At 61.7% G+C, this 15548-nt stretch carries 13 protein-coding genes and 1 tRNA gene; 4 read left to right on the top strand and 10 right to left on the bottom strand.

What is annotated here, in order from left to right:
* Nucleotide 1 precedes the first annotated feature (1 nt).
* Together scpA and meaB are read left to right on the top strand one after the other, a co-directional pair.
* Nucleotides 2–2290, top strand: coding sequence for a methylmalonyl-CoA mutase (scpA, locus tag BJI47_RS07465; RefSeq protein WP_088943126.1), 2289 nt, complete (start codon nucleotides 2–4; stop codon nucleotides 2288–2290).
* 15 nt (nucleotides 2291–2305) lie between these two features.
* Nucleotides 2306–3328 carry a methylmalonyl Co-A mutase-associated GTPase MeaB gene (gene meaB / locus BJI47_RS07460; protein WP_088943125.1) on the top strand — a complete coding sequence of 341 codons (1023 nt, stop codon included), beginning with the start codon at nucleotides 2306–2308 and terminating at the stop codon, nucleotides 3326–3328.
* Nucleotides 3329–3378: 50 nt separating this feature from the next.
* Here meaB and BJI47_RS07455 read toward each other — a convergent pair whose 3' ends face one another.
* From BJI47_RS07455 to BJI47_RS07425, 7 genes are all read right to left on the bottom strand, one after another.
* Entirely contained in the window at nucleotides 3379–4410 is a 1032-nt protein-coding gene (locus tag BJI47_RS07455; protein ID WP_088943124.1) for a nucleoside hydrolase, read from the bottom strand.
* The gene (locus BJI47_RS07450; protein WP_368655875.1) at nucleotides 4407–5816 is read right to left on the bottom strand and encodes a CoA transferase; all 1410 of its coding nucleotides are present in this window, start codon (nucleotides 5814–5816) and stop codon (nucleotides 4407–4409) included. The genes BJI47_RS07455 and BJI47_RS07450 overlap by 4 nt, the downstream gene beginning before the upstream one ends.
* On the bottom strand, nucleotides 5813–7084 hold the full coding sequence (locus BJI47_RS07445; RefSeq protein ID WP_088943280.1) for a trans-acting enoyl reductase family protein: 1272 nt from the start codon (nucleotides 7082–7084) through the stop codon (nucleotides 5813–5815). Before BJI47_RS07445 ends, BJI47_RS07450 begins: the two co-directional genes overlap by 4 nt.
* A 55-nt stretch (nucleotides 7085–7139) precedes the next feature.
* On the bottom strand, nucleotides 7140–7514 hold the full coding sequence (locus BJI47_RS07440) for a DUF2784 domain-containing protein (RefSeq protein ID WP_088943123.1): 375 nt from the start codon (nucleotides 7512–7514) through the stop codon (nucleotides 7140–7142).
* 25 nt (nucleotides 7515–7539) lie between these two features.
* On the bottom strand, nucleotides 7540–9036 hold the full coding sequence (locus tag BJI47_RS07435) for a glutamate-cysteine ligase family protein (protein ID WP_088943122.1): 1497 nt from the start codon (nucleotides 9034–9036) through the stop codon (nucleotides 7540–7542).
* Between the two features lie 88 nt (nucleotides 9037–9124).
* Complete coding sequence (locus BJI47_RS07430; protein WP_254900440.1) at nucleotides 9125–10642, bottom strand: SDR family NAD(P)-dependent oxidoreductase; 1518 nt, start codon at nucleotides 10640–10642, stop codon at nucleotides 9125–9127.
* Between the two features lie 124 nt (nucleotides 10643–10766).
* Nucleotides 10767–10855: transfer RNA gene (locus BJI47_RS07425), tRNA-Leu, on the bottom strand.
* Between the two features lie 155 nt (nucleotides 10856–11010).
* On the opposite strand from BJI47_RS07425, the gene BJI47_RS07420 reads away from it, so the two are divergent.
* Entirely contained in the window at nucleotides 11011–12372 is a 1362-nt protein-coding gene (locus BJI47_RS07420) for a M20/M25/M40 family metallo-hydrolase (protein WP_088943120.1), read from the top strand.
* Between the two features lie 17 nt (nucleotides 12373–12389).
* A complete protein-coding gene (locus BJI47_RS07415) occupies nucleotides 12390–12920 on the top strand; it encodes a YbhB/YbcL family Raf kinase inhibitor-like protein (RefSeq protein WP_088943119.1) in 531 nt (176 codons plus the stop codon).
* A 62-nt stretch (nucleotides 12921–12982) separates the two neighbouring features.
* Here the strand turns inward: BJI47_RS07415 and BJI47_RS07410 are convergent, their stop codons facing one another.
* The 3 genes from BJI47_RS07410 to BJI47_RS07400 are packed head-to-tail and all read right to left on the bottom strand — an operon-like array spanning nucleotide 12983 to nucleotide 15403.
* Nucleotides 12983–14056 carry a quinone-dependent dihydroorotate dehydrogenase gene (locus BJI47_RS07410; RefSeq protein ID WP_088943279.1) on the bottom strand — a complete coding sequence of 358 codons (1074 nt, stop codon included), beginning with the start codon at nucleotides 14054–14056 and terminating at the stop codon, nucleotides 12983–12985.
* Between the two features lie 42 nt (nucleotides 14057–14098).
* The gene (locus BJI47_RS07405; RefSeq protein ID WP_088943118.1) at nucleotides 14099–14347 is read right to left on the bottom strand and encodes a DUF5703 family protein; all 249 of its coding nucleotides are present in this window, start codon (nucleotides 14345–14347) and stop codon (nucleotides 14099–14101) included.
* Between the two features lie 30 nt (nucleotides 14348–14377).
* Entirely contained in the window at nucleotides 14378–15403 is a 1026-nt protein-coding gene (locus BJI47_RS07400; protein WP_088943117.1) for a YncE family protein, read from the bottom strand.
* Nucleotides 15404–15548: the final 145 nt, after the last annotated feature.

Here is a 15548-nt window from a genome sequence, read left to right as displayed (position 1 = left end):
AATGACCACCAACGAAGCCGAACCACGGGTAACTCATGTCATCGGTAGTTTCGCCGATGTTCCACTGAAGGATCCGCAGTCGCCGCCCCCGTCTTCGCCCACGACCGAAGAGGCGTCAGAGCACATTGCGGCGGGTGCGAAGGCCAACAACTACACCGCCGAGCAGGTTGTGTGGTCCACTCCCGAAGGTATCGACGTCAAGCCTGTGTTCACCAAGGCCGATCGTGATGCCGCTGAAGCAGAGGGGTACCCGCTCGACAGCTACCCGGGTACGCCGCCGTTCATTCGTGGGCCCTACCCGACGATGTACGTCAACCAGCCGTGGACGATTCGTCAGTACGCCGGATTCTCCACTGCGGCGGAATCGAATGCGTTCTATCGGCGAAATCTTGCGGCCGGTCAGAAGGGTCTGTCGGTTGCGTTCGATCTGGCTACTCACCGCGGGTACGACTCGGATCATCCGCGCGTACAAGGCGATGTGGGTATGGCCGGTGTAGCGATCGACTCGATCTACGACATGCGGCAGCTGTTCGACGGTATCGATCTCGGCAGCGTCTCGGTATCGATGACGATGAACGGTGCCGTGCTACCCATCCTCGCGCTGTACGTCGCTGCGGCAGAGGAGCAGGGCGTCGGGCCGGAGAAGCTCGCGGGGACTATTCAGAACGACATTCTCAAAGAGTTCATGGTCCGCAATACCTACATCTACCCGCCGAAACCGTCGATGCGGATCATCTCGGATATCTTTGCGTACTCGAGTGCAAACATGCCGAAGTACAACTCGATATCGATTTCGGGCTATCACATCCAAGAGGCCGGGGCGACAGCCGATCTCGAATTGGCGTACACCCTCGCCGACGGGGTCGAGTACATCCGCGCAGGACTGGACGCGGGGATGGACATCGATACGTTCGCACCTCGGCTTTCCTTCTTCTGGGCCATCGGAATGAACTTCTTCATGGAGGTTGCCAAGCTGCGTGCAGGCCGGTTGCTGTGGGCAGAGCTGGTGGCGAAATTCGAGCCCAAGAGCGCGAAATCGTTGTCACTGCGTACACATTCGCAGACCTCAGGGTGGTCTCTGACTGCCCAGGACGTGTTCAACAACGTCTCACGCACATGTGTGGAGGCGATGGCGGCAACCCAGGGGCACACGCAGTCTCTGCACACCAACGCACTCGACGAAGCCTTGGCGCTTCCTACTGATTTCTCCGCTCGAATCGCCCGCAACACACAGCTGCTGATTCAGCAGGAGTCGAACACGGTGCGACCGATCGACCCGTGGGGAGGCTCTCACTACGTCGAATGGCTCACTCACCAGCTCGCGAACCGCGCACGGGCACACATCGCCGAGGTCGAAGCCGCCGGAGGAATGGCGCAGGCGATCGGTGAAGGCATTCCGAAACTGCGAATCGAGGAAGCAGCTGCGCGAACTCAGGCTCGTATCGACTCCGGGCGCCAGCCACTCGTCGGTGTCAACAAATACGTGCCGGACGAGCCCGACACCATCGAGGTTCTCAAGGTCGAAAACTCGAAGGTCCGCAAAGAGCAGATCGACAAACTGAAGCGCCTCCGCGAGGAAAGAAACACCGAAGAGGTGGAGGCGGCGCTGGCAAACCTGACGCGCGCAGCGGCGTCCGACGAGCCCGGTATGGAAAACAACCTTCTGAATCTGGCGATCGACGCTGCCCGCAAAATGGCCACGGTCGGAGAGATCTCCGATGCACTCGAGAAGGTTTACGGGCGGCATCAGGCCGAAATCCGGACAATCAGTGGTGTGTACCGCGACGAAGCAGGAAAGTCCGAAAACCTGATCAAGGCGACAGAGTTGGTGGAGAAGTTCTCCGAGGACGAAGGTCGACGTCCCCGCGTTCTGGTGTGCAAGATGGGACAGGACGGCCACGACCGTGGTCAGAAGGTCATTGCGACCGCATTCGCCGATATCGGATTCGATGTCGACGTCGGACCGCTGTTCCAGACTCCTGAAGAGGTTGCTCGGCAGGCGGCCGACAACGACGTACATGTCGTCGGTGTGTCCTCGCTCGCAGCAGGCCACTTGACGTTGGTGCCTGCACTTCGGGAAGCGCTCGCAGCAGTCGATCGGCCCGACATCATGATCGTCGTCGGTGGCGTCATCCCGCCTGGCGACTTCGAGGAGTTGTACGCCGCAGGCGCTGCAGCGATCTTCCCTCCGGGGACGGTCATCGCCGATGCCGCTATCGGACTCGTCCAGAAAATATCCGAACAGCTCGGTCACGGAAACGGGCCGGAGCCGCACGAGGCGACCGCGTGATCGTGACGTACACGGATGAGTAACTCCACCAGAGCGCCCCTGAATATCGATATCGACGCGGTGGCGAAGTCGGTCCTCGCCAATGATCGTTCTGGGCTTGCTCGGGCGATCACGTTGGTCGAGTCGACGCGAGCGGACCATCGCGACCTGGCGCAGCAGTTGCTTCTGCAACTGCTGCCGAAGGCCGGTGGCGCACATCGCGTCGGCATCACCGGCGTCCCAGGGGTAGGAAAGTCGACGTTCATCGACGCGCTCGGCATGCGGTTGATCGAACAGGGCCACCGGGTCGCGGTCTTGGCCGTCGATCCCTCGTCCACCCGCACAGGTGGGTCGATCCTGGGCGACAAGACCCGGATGGCTCGGTTGTCGGTGGAGAAGGATGCCTACATTCGGCCCTCGCCCACGTCGGGCACTCTCGGGGGAGTGACGCGCGCGACCCGCGAGACCATCGTGCTACTCGAGGCTGCTGGATTCGACGTCATCCTCGTCGAAACAGTCGGGGTAGGGCAGTCGGAGGTGTCGGTTGCAAACATGGTCGACTGCTTCGCGTTCTTGACTCTGGCCCGGACCGGAGATCAGTTGCAGGGCATCAAGAAGGGTGTCCTGGAGCTGGCAGATCTGGTGGCTGTGAACAAGGCCGATGGTAAACACATCGTGGAGGCGAAGAGCGCGGCCAGGGAGTTGGCAGGCGCGCTTCGGATGATCTACCCGCACGATGCGATCTGGAAGCCTCCGGTTCTCACGATGAGCGCGATCGAGGGCACCGGGCTCGACGAATTCTGGAACACCGTTCTGAGGCATCGGCAGGTGCTCACCGACGCCGGTGAGTTCGCCGAAAAGCGTCGACGCCAGCAGGTCGACTGGATGTGGTCGATGGTCAACGATCAGATGCTGCGCCGGATCGCACAGAATCCTGCGGTGAAAGCTATTCGTCTCGGTGTCGAAGACCGTGTTCGCGACGGGTCCCTGACTGCGGCATTGGCAGCTCAGGAGTTGCTCGACACCTTCGACGCTGCCTCGCCATCCACCTGGACGTAGTTCGGTTGTGAACATCTTGTACCCCTGCACTTTCCGAGGAATCGGTAGTGTCAGGGGTACAGGCGTGCGGCCAGCGTTCCGATGCGTTTGATCAGGTCGTCGAAGAATGCTTCAGGATCTGTCGTCGATGCGATGGCTGCATTGAGCGGTCTGCCCCACATTCCTCTCCAGTCCGCGACGGTCGTTCCGCGGGTGAGGGTTCCGTCCAGTTCGATGTCGACAGTGGCTGTGCGCAGTGTCGCGATCGCGGGATTCAAGGCTACGGCAGCGGCGAATGGATCGTGCATGTGCGCCAGGAATCCTTGGTCGTGATCGCGATGAAACTCCATGTAGAAGCGGACTGCATCGGAAAGGTGACGTACTACCGCGTTGGACGCTGTTGATCTGATTTCGGACGCATCGGCCTCCGAAATGATCTCGCGGGGTGTGCTTCCCGCGCGCTCGGCCAACCGCGCGATGTGGTGGGGGAGCATTTCGATGGTTTCGGTGATGTCGAGTGGACACACGATGGGAAGTCGTGCCTCTGGAAGGCCAGAGAATGCCGCGAACACTTCCGATGCTGCCTCTGGATCGACTGCGATATTCCATTCGCTGGTCGGTGTCGTGTTACCGGGGTGCTGAAAAGCCCCACCCATCAACACGAGTCGCTTCAACAGGTGCGGAAGGTCTGGATCGATTCGAACAGCCTGTGCGAGATTGGTCAACGGCCCGGTGACCAATCCGACGATCTCGCCTGGCCGTTCGCGTACCAGTTCCACCCAGGCAGTTGCTGCATCACGGTTCGACAGTGAGCGATCGGAAACCGGAAGGTCGGCGAACCCGACTCCGCGTGGGCCGTGCGTTTCTTCGGTCGTCATGAGCGGGGACGCCAGCGGCACCTGTGCACCCAGCGTCACCTCGATGTCGGTTGCCTTGCACAGGTCGAGCCACGCCAGATTGTTTGCAGCCACCTGGTTCACCGAAACGTTGCCCGCGGTCGATGCGATCGACAGGATCTCGGCCTCGGGGCTGGCCAACAGGTACAGCAGTGCCAAGGAGTCATCGATTCCGGTGTCGACGTCGACGACAAGCGGAATAGTCATGTGGAAATAGGTCCTCGGTCGTCGTCGAAGCTCGGGGCGTGCGATCCGAGCGGGTGTGCGGGAAACGGGTAGTGACTGTAAACCGCGAGCGCAGGCAATGCAGTTGTCGTAGATCCGTGTGTGTCGGTGCAGTTCGGTCCGGGTATGGACGCCGCCTCGGGGTGCTCGGTCCGATCTTTTGCCGAGGTGAGCCAGGAGGCAGTTCGCGCCAGTGACACCGATACATCGCAGCCTGATCCCGACATACGTGTTGCGGTGAGAGCATCGACGATGCAGGCGGCGAGAAGGTAGCCACTGGCATGATCGAGTGCCTGGGCGGGCAGGGCCCCAGGATCGTCTTCTGATCCTTCTATCACCGCTATCCCGCTCGCGGCTTGGACGATGCTGTCGAATCCGCGCTGGAGCCACGCAGTGTTCTGCCGAGCATTGCTCTCCCGAGCACTGTCCCCCCAAGCGGACACCGATCCACACACGATCCCCGGCCGGAACGAGCTGGGTAGGAAGCCGAGATTCTCGATGGCGCCCGGTCGGTAGCCCGAGACGAGGACATCGGCCTGGGCGCACAATAGTCGAGCCGTGTTCAACCCTTCGGCAGTCCCTATGTCGAGTAGGGCACTGCGTTTGCCCTGACCGTTTTCCCTGTGTTGCCACTCGATCTCGGGCAGGTCGGGTGGGTCGATGCGCAGAACATCCGCACCGAGAAGCGCAAGGGCACGCGATGCGACGGGTCCTGCAATCACACGGGTCAAGTCGAGTACCCTGATTCCGTGCAGTGGATACTGTTGTGTCCCAACGAAATCGGAGCGCAGTGCTGTGTCGGATCGAAGGCTGGAGCGAACGAGAGGCTCGGAGGCAACCGCTGCGCCAACCTCGTGTTCGGCCCACTCCTGCTCGGTGCGAAGCCGGACCGCTATTGCGCCTGCGCGTGCACATCTGCGCTCTATGACGTCGCTGCCGAGCGATCCGATGCGCGACCGGACTGCCTCCACAGATGCTGCTTCGCCGAGCCCGATCGCCTGCAGCAGCGCACGACGATGGTGTGGATAGTTGGCGTGCGTACGTACCCAGCCGTCCGCGCATTCGAAGAACCCGGAGAGTTCGGCAAAGGCGGTTACCGGCACACCGTTTTCCCGGTACATGCGGTCACCGCTGAAGGAAGCGGCAATGCGATCGGGGCTGAGTGTCCACGCAGTGGTGTCGAGCCCAACACTTCGCCGATACCGATCCACTGATGACGCGAACACGGCGACAGCCCCGGATGCGAGTCGGCGTACCGGCAAGACCGCCGACAGTCGATTACCCCACGGCGCCGTCACAAACTCGCTTCCGTCGCCGGACACCCCCACCGATTTCTCGTACGCCCGCAGGAGATCGGTGTGGGCATCGGACCCGTCGGCTACCGTCACTCCTTACGAGCCCAGATTTCCAGGCCCGCATCTTGGAGGCGAGTCACCAGTGCATCCCCGATTCCCGTTGCGGGAGTGAGTACTCCAGCAGCCTCGGGCAGACTGTTTCGGTTGTGGACAAGAGCGAGCGCCGACTCGCTGAGCATCACCGCGGTGGCCTTGTAGCCTGGATCGCCGTCGGCCTTCACTCGCGAACGGTATCGAGCACCGGACGTCGTGGTCGTGTACACGTCCATCGTGAAGTGACCGTTCTCCTGCGCCTGGGTGCTCGGCCCCTTGCCGGGCTCGGGCAGGACGCGGTCGAGAAGCTTGCGGGGCAAAACCGTCATTCCCACCAACGCGGCGCCGAGCCCGACGGAGACTGCGCCGGCAATGACGGGCGACGCGAACGAGGTGCCGACGTTCATCACCTCGCGGTAACGAAACTGCTTGCCGTAAGCCCAATCTCGTAGAGCATTGCTTCGCCGGACGACGCGGGTGTTGTACGAGGCCATGAAGAACGGGGCTTTCCAACCTCGAAGGCTGGGGGAGATCTGGGTGCCGTTGACGACCTGAGCATCGAGTTGCCGACCGAAGTCGGTCTCGAGGCTACGGTCCGGACTCAGCGAATACGGGCGAGCGGCGAGTCTGCGAAGTTTGCCGTCTTTCTTCATCTCGGCAAGTTGAGTCCGAACCGAGTCGACGGTGCCGCCGCTGACGCCGCCGCGCATCGAGGAGACCACGAGGGTGGTGTCGGTCAGTTCACCTGCGCCGTCGGCGGCCACGGCTGCGTGCAGAACATGGACACCGATATCGGAGGGTATCGAATCGAATCCGCAGGAATGGACGATGCGTGCGCCGGACTTCTGGGCGATCTCGTGATTTTTGTCGATGCTCTGACGAGCAAAAAGTACTTCACCGGTGAGATCGACATAGTCGGTGCCGGCGACTGCGCATGCAGCAGCGAGCGGCAGTCCGAACTTCGCGTAGGGACCGACAGTAGTGATCACGACTCGAGTGGACTCGGCGAGAGCTCGGAGCGCCTCTTCGTCCGCAGCGTCGGCCTCGATGATGGGCCACTGCGCAGCAGCGGAGGGGAGGGTGCGCCGAACCGTCTCGACACGGGAAGCGGACCGGCCGGCGAGGGCTACAACCGTTCCTTCCGGAGCGTGGCGGGCCAGATAGTCGGCAGTAAGACGTCCGACGAAGCCAGTTGCGCCGTAGACGACTATGTCGTACAAGCGGGTTTTGTCAGCGGTCTCGGCGGGTTCGGGAACACTCGAAGTCATGTACTCGACAGTAACGTGCATCACGCCGAGAGTCGACGACGCCCACCATCCTCGATCAGGTCGCGCTGAGGTGCCGTGAGCGCGATCGGAGCACCGCGAATCCTGCCCACGAGATGGCGACGGTGCAGATTGCCGCAAACCGAATCACGCCGAGCATGCTTTCGGGGTAGACGACCCCGGTGAGGTAATAATCGATGAAACCGGTGGACGGCAGTGCTGATTCGCCGCCGCGCACTCGGGCCCAGCTTTCGAGTTGCGTGAGCGGGCAGTCGACGCCGATCACTATCGAGACGAACCCCCACGCCACTGCGACGCCATGCAGCAAAATTGTGCGTCGATAGCGCCAGGCGAGAAAACCGCCCGCGACGACATACACGACGAAGGCGAGGTGCGCCGCTGCCGTGATGTCGGCCAGCGCCCGGAACATCATGAACCGATCCTATGCCCCCAGCGGGTCAGAAAGACCAGGTGTGGACCGGTTCGCCTTCGTTCATCAACGTGACGTAGTCACCGAGCATCCAGGCCAACGCGGACTGTCGGTCCTCACCGGCACGCTCGCGCGCCACTACCGCCTCGCGTTGCCAGACCGAGCCCGAACGTCGAGCCAAACAACGACCCTCGATTATGCCGAGATACTTCTCGCGCACGGCGACATCCACGCCATAGGCCGCGAGCCCGGCGTCGGCCATCGGCAGTAACCGTCGAAGGACCAATTCCTGTGGGCTCACCGAGCCTACTTCCGGCCAGTAGAGCCGAGAATCGAATCCGCCTCGAGCGGCTGAATGCAAGTTTTCTTCTGCCGCATCGAACGACATCTGCGACCACAGTGGCCTGTCGGCGTCTGCGAGCGAGCGGACGGTCCCGTAGTAGAACGCGGCATCGGCGAGCGTGTCCACGATCGACGGACCGGCGGGTAGCACCCTGTTTTCGAGTCGGATGTGGTGACCGCCGGACGAGCGATCGTAGATGGGCCGATTCCAGCGGTAGACGGTCCCGTTGTGCATGCGCAACTCGGACAGGTTCGGTGTGAAGCCCTCTGCCAACGCTGCCAGTGGATCCTCGTCGCTGCAGACCGGCAGCAGCGCTGGGAAGTATCGTGAGTTCTCCTCGAACAGGTCGAAGATCGAGGTGATCCATCGTTCACCGAACCAGACCCTCGGCCGCACTCCTTGATTCACCAATTCCTTCGGCCTGGTATCGGTTGCCTGCTCGAACAACGGGATACGCGTTTCGTGCCACAGGGCACGGCCGGCAAGGAACGGTGAATTGGCCGCGAGCGCTACCTGTACGCCGGCGAGCGCCTGCGCTGCATTCCAATGCGAGGCGAAGTCCTCCGGGGCCACCTGCAGGTGGAGTTGCACCGACGTGCAGGCCGCTTCGGGCAGGATCGTGTCCGTGATGGTCGACAGCTTCTCGGCCGAATCTGCTCCGGGCAGCCGGACCCCGAGGATATCGAGTTCGATATCCTCACCGCGAGCGGCAAAGATTTGTTGGTTGAGCAGGTCGTACCTGGGGTTCGCCGACAACCAGCGATGCTCGAAGTGCTTCTCGGTCAATGTCGGCAGCATTCCGATCATCGCGAGTCGGCTACCCGACGCCCGTGCGCGCTCGTCAGCAGCATTGAGCGAGGTCCGCAAATCGCGTTCGAGATCTTCGATGCTGCTGCCGCGCAACGGGCGTGGTTCGACATTGATCTCGATGTTGAACTGGCCGAGCTCCGTCTGATAGTCCGGGTCGGCAATCGCGTCGAGGACGGTCGCGTTGGCCATCGCAGGCGCCATGGCGTCGTCGACGAGATTGAGTTCGATCTCCATCCCTATTTGCGGCTGCCCGACCTCGAATGTCTCCTGCGCGAGCATGGTCGCGAGTGCATCGAGGCAGTCCTGAACCTTCTGCCGGAACCGATGACGGTCCTCCCTGGTGAACTTCCGCTGTTCGACATCGTCGCCCATACCCCAACCGCCTATCCGTCACCACGCCCGAGACCCGATCTTCGCAAACCGGTATTCCCTCGAGTGTCGCGGCACAAACGTGTCGACATCACCAGGGTGAGGGGCCGTAGTCCTTGAGGAACTGGCCGTACAGATCGATACCCGCCTCGCCTTGCACGATGGGGTCGTAGACACGCGCCGCACCGTCGACAAGATCGAGTGGCGCGTGGAATCCCTCGTCCGCCAACCGCATCTTCGTCGGGTGGGGTCGTTCGTCGGTGATCCAACCTGTATCGACGGCGCTCATCAGGATTCCGTGATCGAGCATTTCTTTGGCACTCGTTCGGGTGAGCATATTGAGCGCGGCCTTGGCCATGTTGGTGTGCGGATGTCCGGGACCTTTGTACGCCCGACTGAACTGCCCCTCCATTGCCGAGACGTTCACGACGTACTTGCGGCGGGCAGTCGAGGCTTCCATGGCTGCGCGCAGACGGGAGACCAGAATGAACGGTGCCACCGAATTGCATAGCTGAACTTCGAGCAGTTCCACCGGATCGACCTGCTCGACGGTATGTATCCAACTGTTCGTATCCGCCAGATCCGGCACGAGTCCACCGGCGTCGATAGCGATACCCTGCTCGATTCGATCGGCGCTCGCCGATCCTGCAACCAACGCAAGAGATGCGACGGCCTCGGCGGTGAGAGAATCACGACCTCCCGCCGTGATCGCGGTCTCCGGCAGCGAACTCGCCAGCGAAGCGGGATGCGCATCACTCGTCGTGCCGAACTTCGTCACTTCCGGCCGAGATCCGGCTGGGATGAAGTCCAGGGACAGCGGTGTCGACTCACCGTCTGCAAGCGCACTGTATGCACCTATCGAGCGCTTCACCGTTTGCGCTGCATTGTTGATCAGGATGTCGAGTGGTCCATGAGCGGAAACCGAATCTGCAAGTGCGACAACCTGAGCCGGGTCACGCAGATCGATTCCGACGATACGGAGTCGGTGAAGCCACTTGTCGCTGTCCGGCATCGCCGCGAATCTACGGACGGCATCATTGGGGAAACGCGTCGTGATCGTCGTATGAGCTCCGTCCCGCAGCAGTCGCAGCGCGATGTACATGCCGATCTTGGCTCGCCCACCGGTGAGAAGCGCGGTGCGGCCGGTCAGATCGGTAGTTGCATTGCGTTTGCTCCGGTTCAACGCTGCGCATTCCGGGCACAGCTGATGATAGAACGAGTCGACCAGCGTGTAGCGCTGCTTACAGATGTAGCACGGGCGGGGGCGAATCAACGTGCCTGCGAACTCGGTTTCGGTCCGCGAGGTCAACGATATGCCCGCGGTCTCGTCGTCGATGCGATCCGGTGACCCGGTGGCGGTTGCCTCGACAACGGCCCGATCCGCATCCGACTTGGCCGAACGTGCAGCGACACGGCGTGCCCGTTTCAGGTCCTTGAACAGTTGTCCCGAAGCGCGTTGCACAACGATCGAATCAGGATGATTCTTGTCCAGCGACCCAGCCTGGGCGAGGACACGGAGGCAGGTCGCAAGATCGGCCGGCTCGATCCCCGAGTACTCGGTCGAAGATCCGAGTAACTCCGAATCGGCAACAGCGTTCCCGTCGACCATCGGTCTTCCTCTCCTTGCTACGTGCGAAAACGACATAGGCCCCGATTCCAGGGAATCGGGGCCTATGTCGTCTGTCTCAACGCAGAACTTCTGGAACTTTTACACAAGATCTTGTGCAATTCCCTGGTGTCCGAGGGGGGACTTGAACCCCCACGTCCGTTAATAGGACACTAGCACCTCAAGCTAGCGCGTCTGCCATTCCGCCACTCGGACCAGTTGTGCACTGTAAATGCCAGCAACACGGTGTACACATCTTGTTCGCACGCCTGCTCGCTGCGTGCTGGACAAAGATATATGACGGGTGGCCCATCGCCCAAATCCCCACGTCAGTTCGCCCGTCGTCGCGGCCCGGGTGGTAGGAACGTGGGGTGTCTTCCGCCGATCATCCCCATCCCGACCCTGTCCCGACGACCGCACTCGACGAGGTTGTCGACCTCGTCAGCGCTTTGATCAGATTCGACACCTCCAACACCGGCGAACTGGAAACGACCAAGGGGGAGAAGGAGTGCGCCGAGTGGGTGGCGCAGAAACTTCACGAGGTCGGTTACAAGACCGAGTACGTCGAATCCGGAGCTCCCGGCCGTGGGAATGTATTCGCCACGTTGCCGGGTTCGGACCCGAGCCGCGGCACGTTGTTGATCCACGGGCATCTCGACGTCGTCCCGGCAGAACCTGCGGATTGGAGTGTGCATCCGTTCTCCGGCGCTGTCGAAGACGGGTACGTGTGGGGTCGCGGCGCGATCGATATGAAAGACATGGTCGGGATGGCGCTGGCGCTGGCACGACAATTCAAATCGAACGGCACTGTTCCACCGCGCAATATTCTCTTTGCCTTCCTTGCCGACGAAGAGAACGGTGGGAAGTACGGCTCGCAGTGGCTCGTCGAGCATCGTCCCGACCTGTTCGAAGGTGTCACCGAAGCAGTCGGTGAGGTCGGTGGCTTTTCCTTGACGGTCGCCAGGCCGGACGGCACGGAGAAGCGGCTGTACATGGTCGAGACGGCAGAGAAGGGTCTCGGGTGGATGAAACTGACCGCGAAGGCGCGAGCCGGGCACGGGTCGTTTCTGCACGAAGAGAATGCGGTGACCTATCTGGCAGAAGCTGTGGCCAAGCTCGGCAACCACACATTCCCGCTGGTGATCTCCGATTCGGTAGCAGAGTTCTTCGCAGCGGTGGCCGAGGAAACCGGACTCGATTTCGACCCGAAAAGCCCCGATCTCGACGGCTCCTTGCTCAAACTCGGCAGCATCGCGCGGATCGTGGGCGCGACACTGCGAGATACCGCCAACCCGACAATGCTCAAAGCCGGATACAAGGCGAACGTTATTCCACAGACCGCCGAGGCGATGATCGATTGCCGGGTGGTCCCCGGGCGTCAGGCTGCGTTCGAGCGGGAAGTGGACGAACTGATCGGGCCCAACGTCGAACGTGAGTGGGTCACCAAGCTCGACTCCTACGAGACTACTTTCGACGGGCACCTCGTCGACGCCATGAACGACGCGATACTTGCACACGACGAGAACGGACGTACGGTTCCGTACATGCTGTCGGGTGGTACGGATGCAAAGGCCTTCGCGCGCTTGGGTATTCGATGCTTTGGTTTCGCGCCGCTCAAATTGCCGCCCGAACTCGACTTCGCAGCCCTGTTTCACGGCGTGGACGAGAGGGTACCGGTCAGTTCATTGAAGTTCGGTACACAGGTGTTGGAACACTTTCTGCTGCACAGCTGAATCGAAAGGATCTTTTGATGGCGTACAACCCTTACGACGCACTTCCCGCACTGCCTTCCTTCGAACTCACCTCGGAGGATGTTCAGGACGGTGGCACTCTCGATAACCAGCAGTTGAGCGGAATCATGGGCGCCGGCGGCCACGACAATTCGCCGCAACTTTCCTGGTCCGGGTTTCCCGAAGGCACCAAAAGTTTTGCACTCACCGTCTTCGACCCGGACGCACCGACGGCGTCGGGTTTCTGGCACTGGGCGGTAGCGAACATCCCAGTCGAGACGACTTCGCTAGTCGCGGGTGCCGGTGACGACGGCGGTACGGGTGTGCCCAGTGCTGCTGTCACGTTGAAGAACGATGCGGGTCTGTTTCGATACATCGGTGCGGCACCTCCAGCGGGTCATGGACCACACCGCTACATGTTCGTGGTCCATGCGGTCGACGTCGAGCGACTGGAAGTGGACGAAACGGCAACGCCGGCGTTTCTCGGTTTCAACCTGTTCTCGCACGCGATCGGACGAGCCGTCCTGACGGGTGTGTACGAGGCTCGATAGGCCCCAATGCACAAGAAAGGCCGTGTTGTGCAGATGGTGCACAACACGGCCTTTTTGCTGTGTCAGCTGCGGCGGTGATCCGATCCGACCGCGTCCGACAACGACGTGAACCCGTGCGCTCGCAATTTGCCGGCGATGCCCTTGTTGATTCGACGCATCCAGAACGGGCCCCCATAGATGAAACCTGTGTAGCCCTGGATCAGTGACGCGCCCGCGGTGATGCGTTCCCAGGCTTGATCCACCGACTCGATGCCACCGACCGAGATGATGGCAATGCGTGTCCCAACTCGGGCGTACAGCCGTCGTAGAACCACGAGCGAGCGGTCCGCCAACGGTGCTCCCGACAAGCCGCCTGCCCCGATGGACTGGACTTCCTCGGCCGAGGTGCGCAGGCCCGACCTGTCGATCGTCGTATTGGTCGCGACGATCCCGTCCAGTCCCAACTCGACTGCAAGGTCGGCGACGGCGTCTATGTCCTCATCGGACAGATCGGGTGCGATCTTGACCAGGATGGGAACCGTGACGACGCTTTGCACAGCCTCGAGGATTGGCCGTAGAGACGCGACAGCCTGAAGGTCCCGCAACCCTGGGGTGTTCGGCGAGCTGACGTTCACCACCAAGAAGTCGGACAGTGGCCCGAGAAGCGTTGCGCTTGCGGTGTAGTCGGCGGCAGCGTCGGCGGGGAGCGTGACCTTCGTCTTCCCGATGTTCGCGCCGATCGGTACACCGCCTCGGCGGTTCCGCAGCACGTTGGCGGCGTTGCCGGCGCCGTGGTTGTTGAAGCCCATTCGGTTGATCAGGGCGCGGTCCGCAGGCAGCCGGAACAGCCTGGGAGTCGGATTACCGGGCTGCGGTTGTGCGGTGACCGTTCCTACCTCGGCGAACCCGAAGCCCAGTGGCCCCCATGCATCCACGCCGTCCGCGTTCTTGTCGAAGCCTGCGGCGAGACCGAGTGGTCTAGGGAAGTCCACGCCGAAAACTGTGCTTCGAAGTAGGGGATCGTCGACGACGAATACTCGCGAGAGAAGCTTTCTCGTCGGCGTAAAGGTCGTCAGCGCGCGCATGGTCGCGAACGCGAGATGGTGGATTCGCTCCGGCTGCAGCAAGAACATCAAACGAAGCAGCGCGCTGTACAAGGTCTGGCCCACAGTTCTTCTTTCCCTCTTGATACTCGGGTCTCATATTCCAGGATCGGGTATATGCTCGGCAGTTTTCTTTCGCTTGAGCAGCACCCGCCGACTTCCGTCGGTGTACACGCGCATGCGCGAGAGTTCCCAGCCGCCGAACTCGGCCTGGATTGTAAGCCGCATCGAGGCCGTCACCCGTGTGACATCCGGCGGCAGGCGAAGTGGAACGTAGTCCCACTCCTCGGACGTCAAGTCCCACTCTCGAGGGAACCGCCCGCTCCCATAGCTGTTCTTCGACACCGTGGGTTATCGCCTCGACTCTCGCTGCCTCTACCGGCCTTCGCCTGCCGGTATTCGCTGTAATCCCTCACCGGCGGCCGACCCCACAAGCAAATCACCCGTCGCGGAGTCGATCGCGAGGGAGTCCGGCTGCCTTACAGTCGCGAACCTGGAAACCTCGACAGGAATTCCCGTGTCGAGCGTGTATCCGACAACTTGGTTGAGGGCGGGGACGCTGATCCATACGACGTCGGTCTCGTTGTCGTAGGTGACGGCCCACGGCTGCGCATCGACAGGAAAGCGCTGACGCAACAACAATTCGTCCGAGGAGAACACGAGAAGTTCTTCTCCGGTGGCATCGGTCACCAAGATTCGCCCGAACCGGTCGGTGTCCAGCTCGGCTGCACCCTCGCCGGCGCGGAGGGCGATGCCGAGGGAACCGTCGGCGACATCCACGACGGTGACGGAGGTTTGATCTCGATCCAGAGCAGCAAGCCCATACATGGTCGAGGCCAGGGCATCGACCGAGGTCAAACCGTCTATGGTCTGCGATTCCGTCCCGTCTTGCTCGAGAATGTGAACCGAACCACGATCATCTCCCACCGCTGTTCTGCCGTCCTCGAGAACTGCAGCACTGAGCAGATTCGCATCGACTTCCGTCGAGGTGACCTTCGAGTCGCCTATCTCGACGCGTGCGAGGCTTCCGTTCATCGGCAGCACGACTGTCCCGTCGCCGGGGGCCACTATGGTGGCTGCCTCGCCCGGTAGCGATATTGCACGTGGTTCGGCGTTGCCGTCGCCTGTATCGAAAACCAGCAGGTTCGAAAAACTGTCGTCGAGCGCGAGAACGCTGCGCGTGGCAGAGTCGAAAGAGGTGAAGTGAATCCCGGACCGAGACGCCGTGATGCTCCCCACCGGGGGAGTCGAGGTTTCGGGGGAGCTGACCCCGGTCAAGGGTTCGACGCTCACCGGATCGGCCTCGTCGGCTCCGTCGCCCGAACAACCGGCCGCCAACAAGATCGTCGAGGTGGCCGCGACCGCGGCGAGAGTTCGCCACCGCAAACGTCTGTCTCTCATGGGAATGCCTGCTCCTGGATGCTGTGGTCGTGCGTCTGAAAAGGTGCCATGGTGTGGCGTAGCGGAACGAAGTGTCGAGTCCACCCTGCCTGATGAGTTGGAAGTCGACACTGTCGGACTACCCGAGTGCGGTCGAAGCAAGGTG

The organism is Rhodococcus sp. 1168 (assembly GCF_002091955.1).
In the GTDB taxonomy this organism is placed as follows: Bacteria; Actinomycetota; Actinomycetes; order Mycobacteriales; family Mycobacteriaceae; genus Rhodococcoides.
The sequence above is the reverse complement of the archived record's forward strand: the minus strand, read 5'-3'. Positions and strand labels throughout refer to the sequence as shown.

Coding starts and splice junctions, on each gene's coding strand:
- scpA (WP_088943126.1), top strand. CDS start 2: ATGACCACCAACGAAGCCGAACCACGGGTAACTCATGTCATCGGTAGT.
- meaB (WP_088943125.1), top strand. CDS start 2,306: ATGAGTAACTCCACCAGAGCGCCCCTGAATATCGATATCGACGCGGTG.
- BJI47_RS07455 (WP_088943124.1), bottom strand. CDS start 4,410: ATGACTATTCCGCTTGTCGTCGACGTCGACACCGGAATCGATGACTCC.
- BJI47_RS07445 (WP_088943280.1), bottom strand. CDS start 7,084: ATGACTTCGAGTGTTCCCGAACCCGCCGAGACCGCTGACAAAACCCGC.
- BJI47_RS07440 (WP_088943123.1), bottom strand. CDS start 7,514: ATGATGTTCCGGGCGCTGGCCGACATCACGGCAGCGGCGCACCTCGCC.
- BJI47_RS07435 (WP_088943122.1), bottom strand. CDS start 9,036: ATGGGCGACGATGTCGAACAGCGGAAGTTCACCAGGGAGGACCGTCAT.
- BJI47_RS07430 (WP_254900440.1), bottom strand. CDS start 10,642: ATGGTCGACGGGAACGCTGTTGCCGATTCGGAGTTACTCGGATCTTCG.
- BJI47_RS07415 (WP_088943119.1), top strand. CDS start 12,390: ATGGCGTACAACCCTTACGACGCACTTCCCGCACTGCCTTCCTTCGAA.
- BJI47_RS07400 (WP_088943117.1), bottom strand. CDS start 15,403: ATGAGAGACAGACGTTTGCGGTGGCGAACTCTCGCCGCGGTCGCGGCC.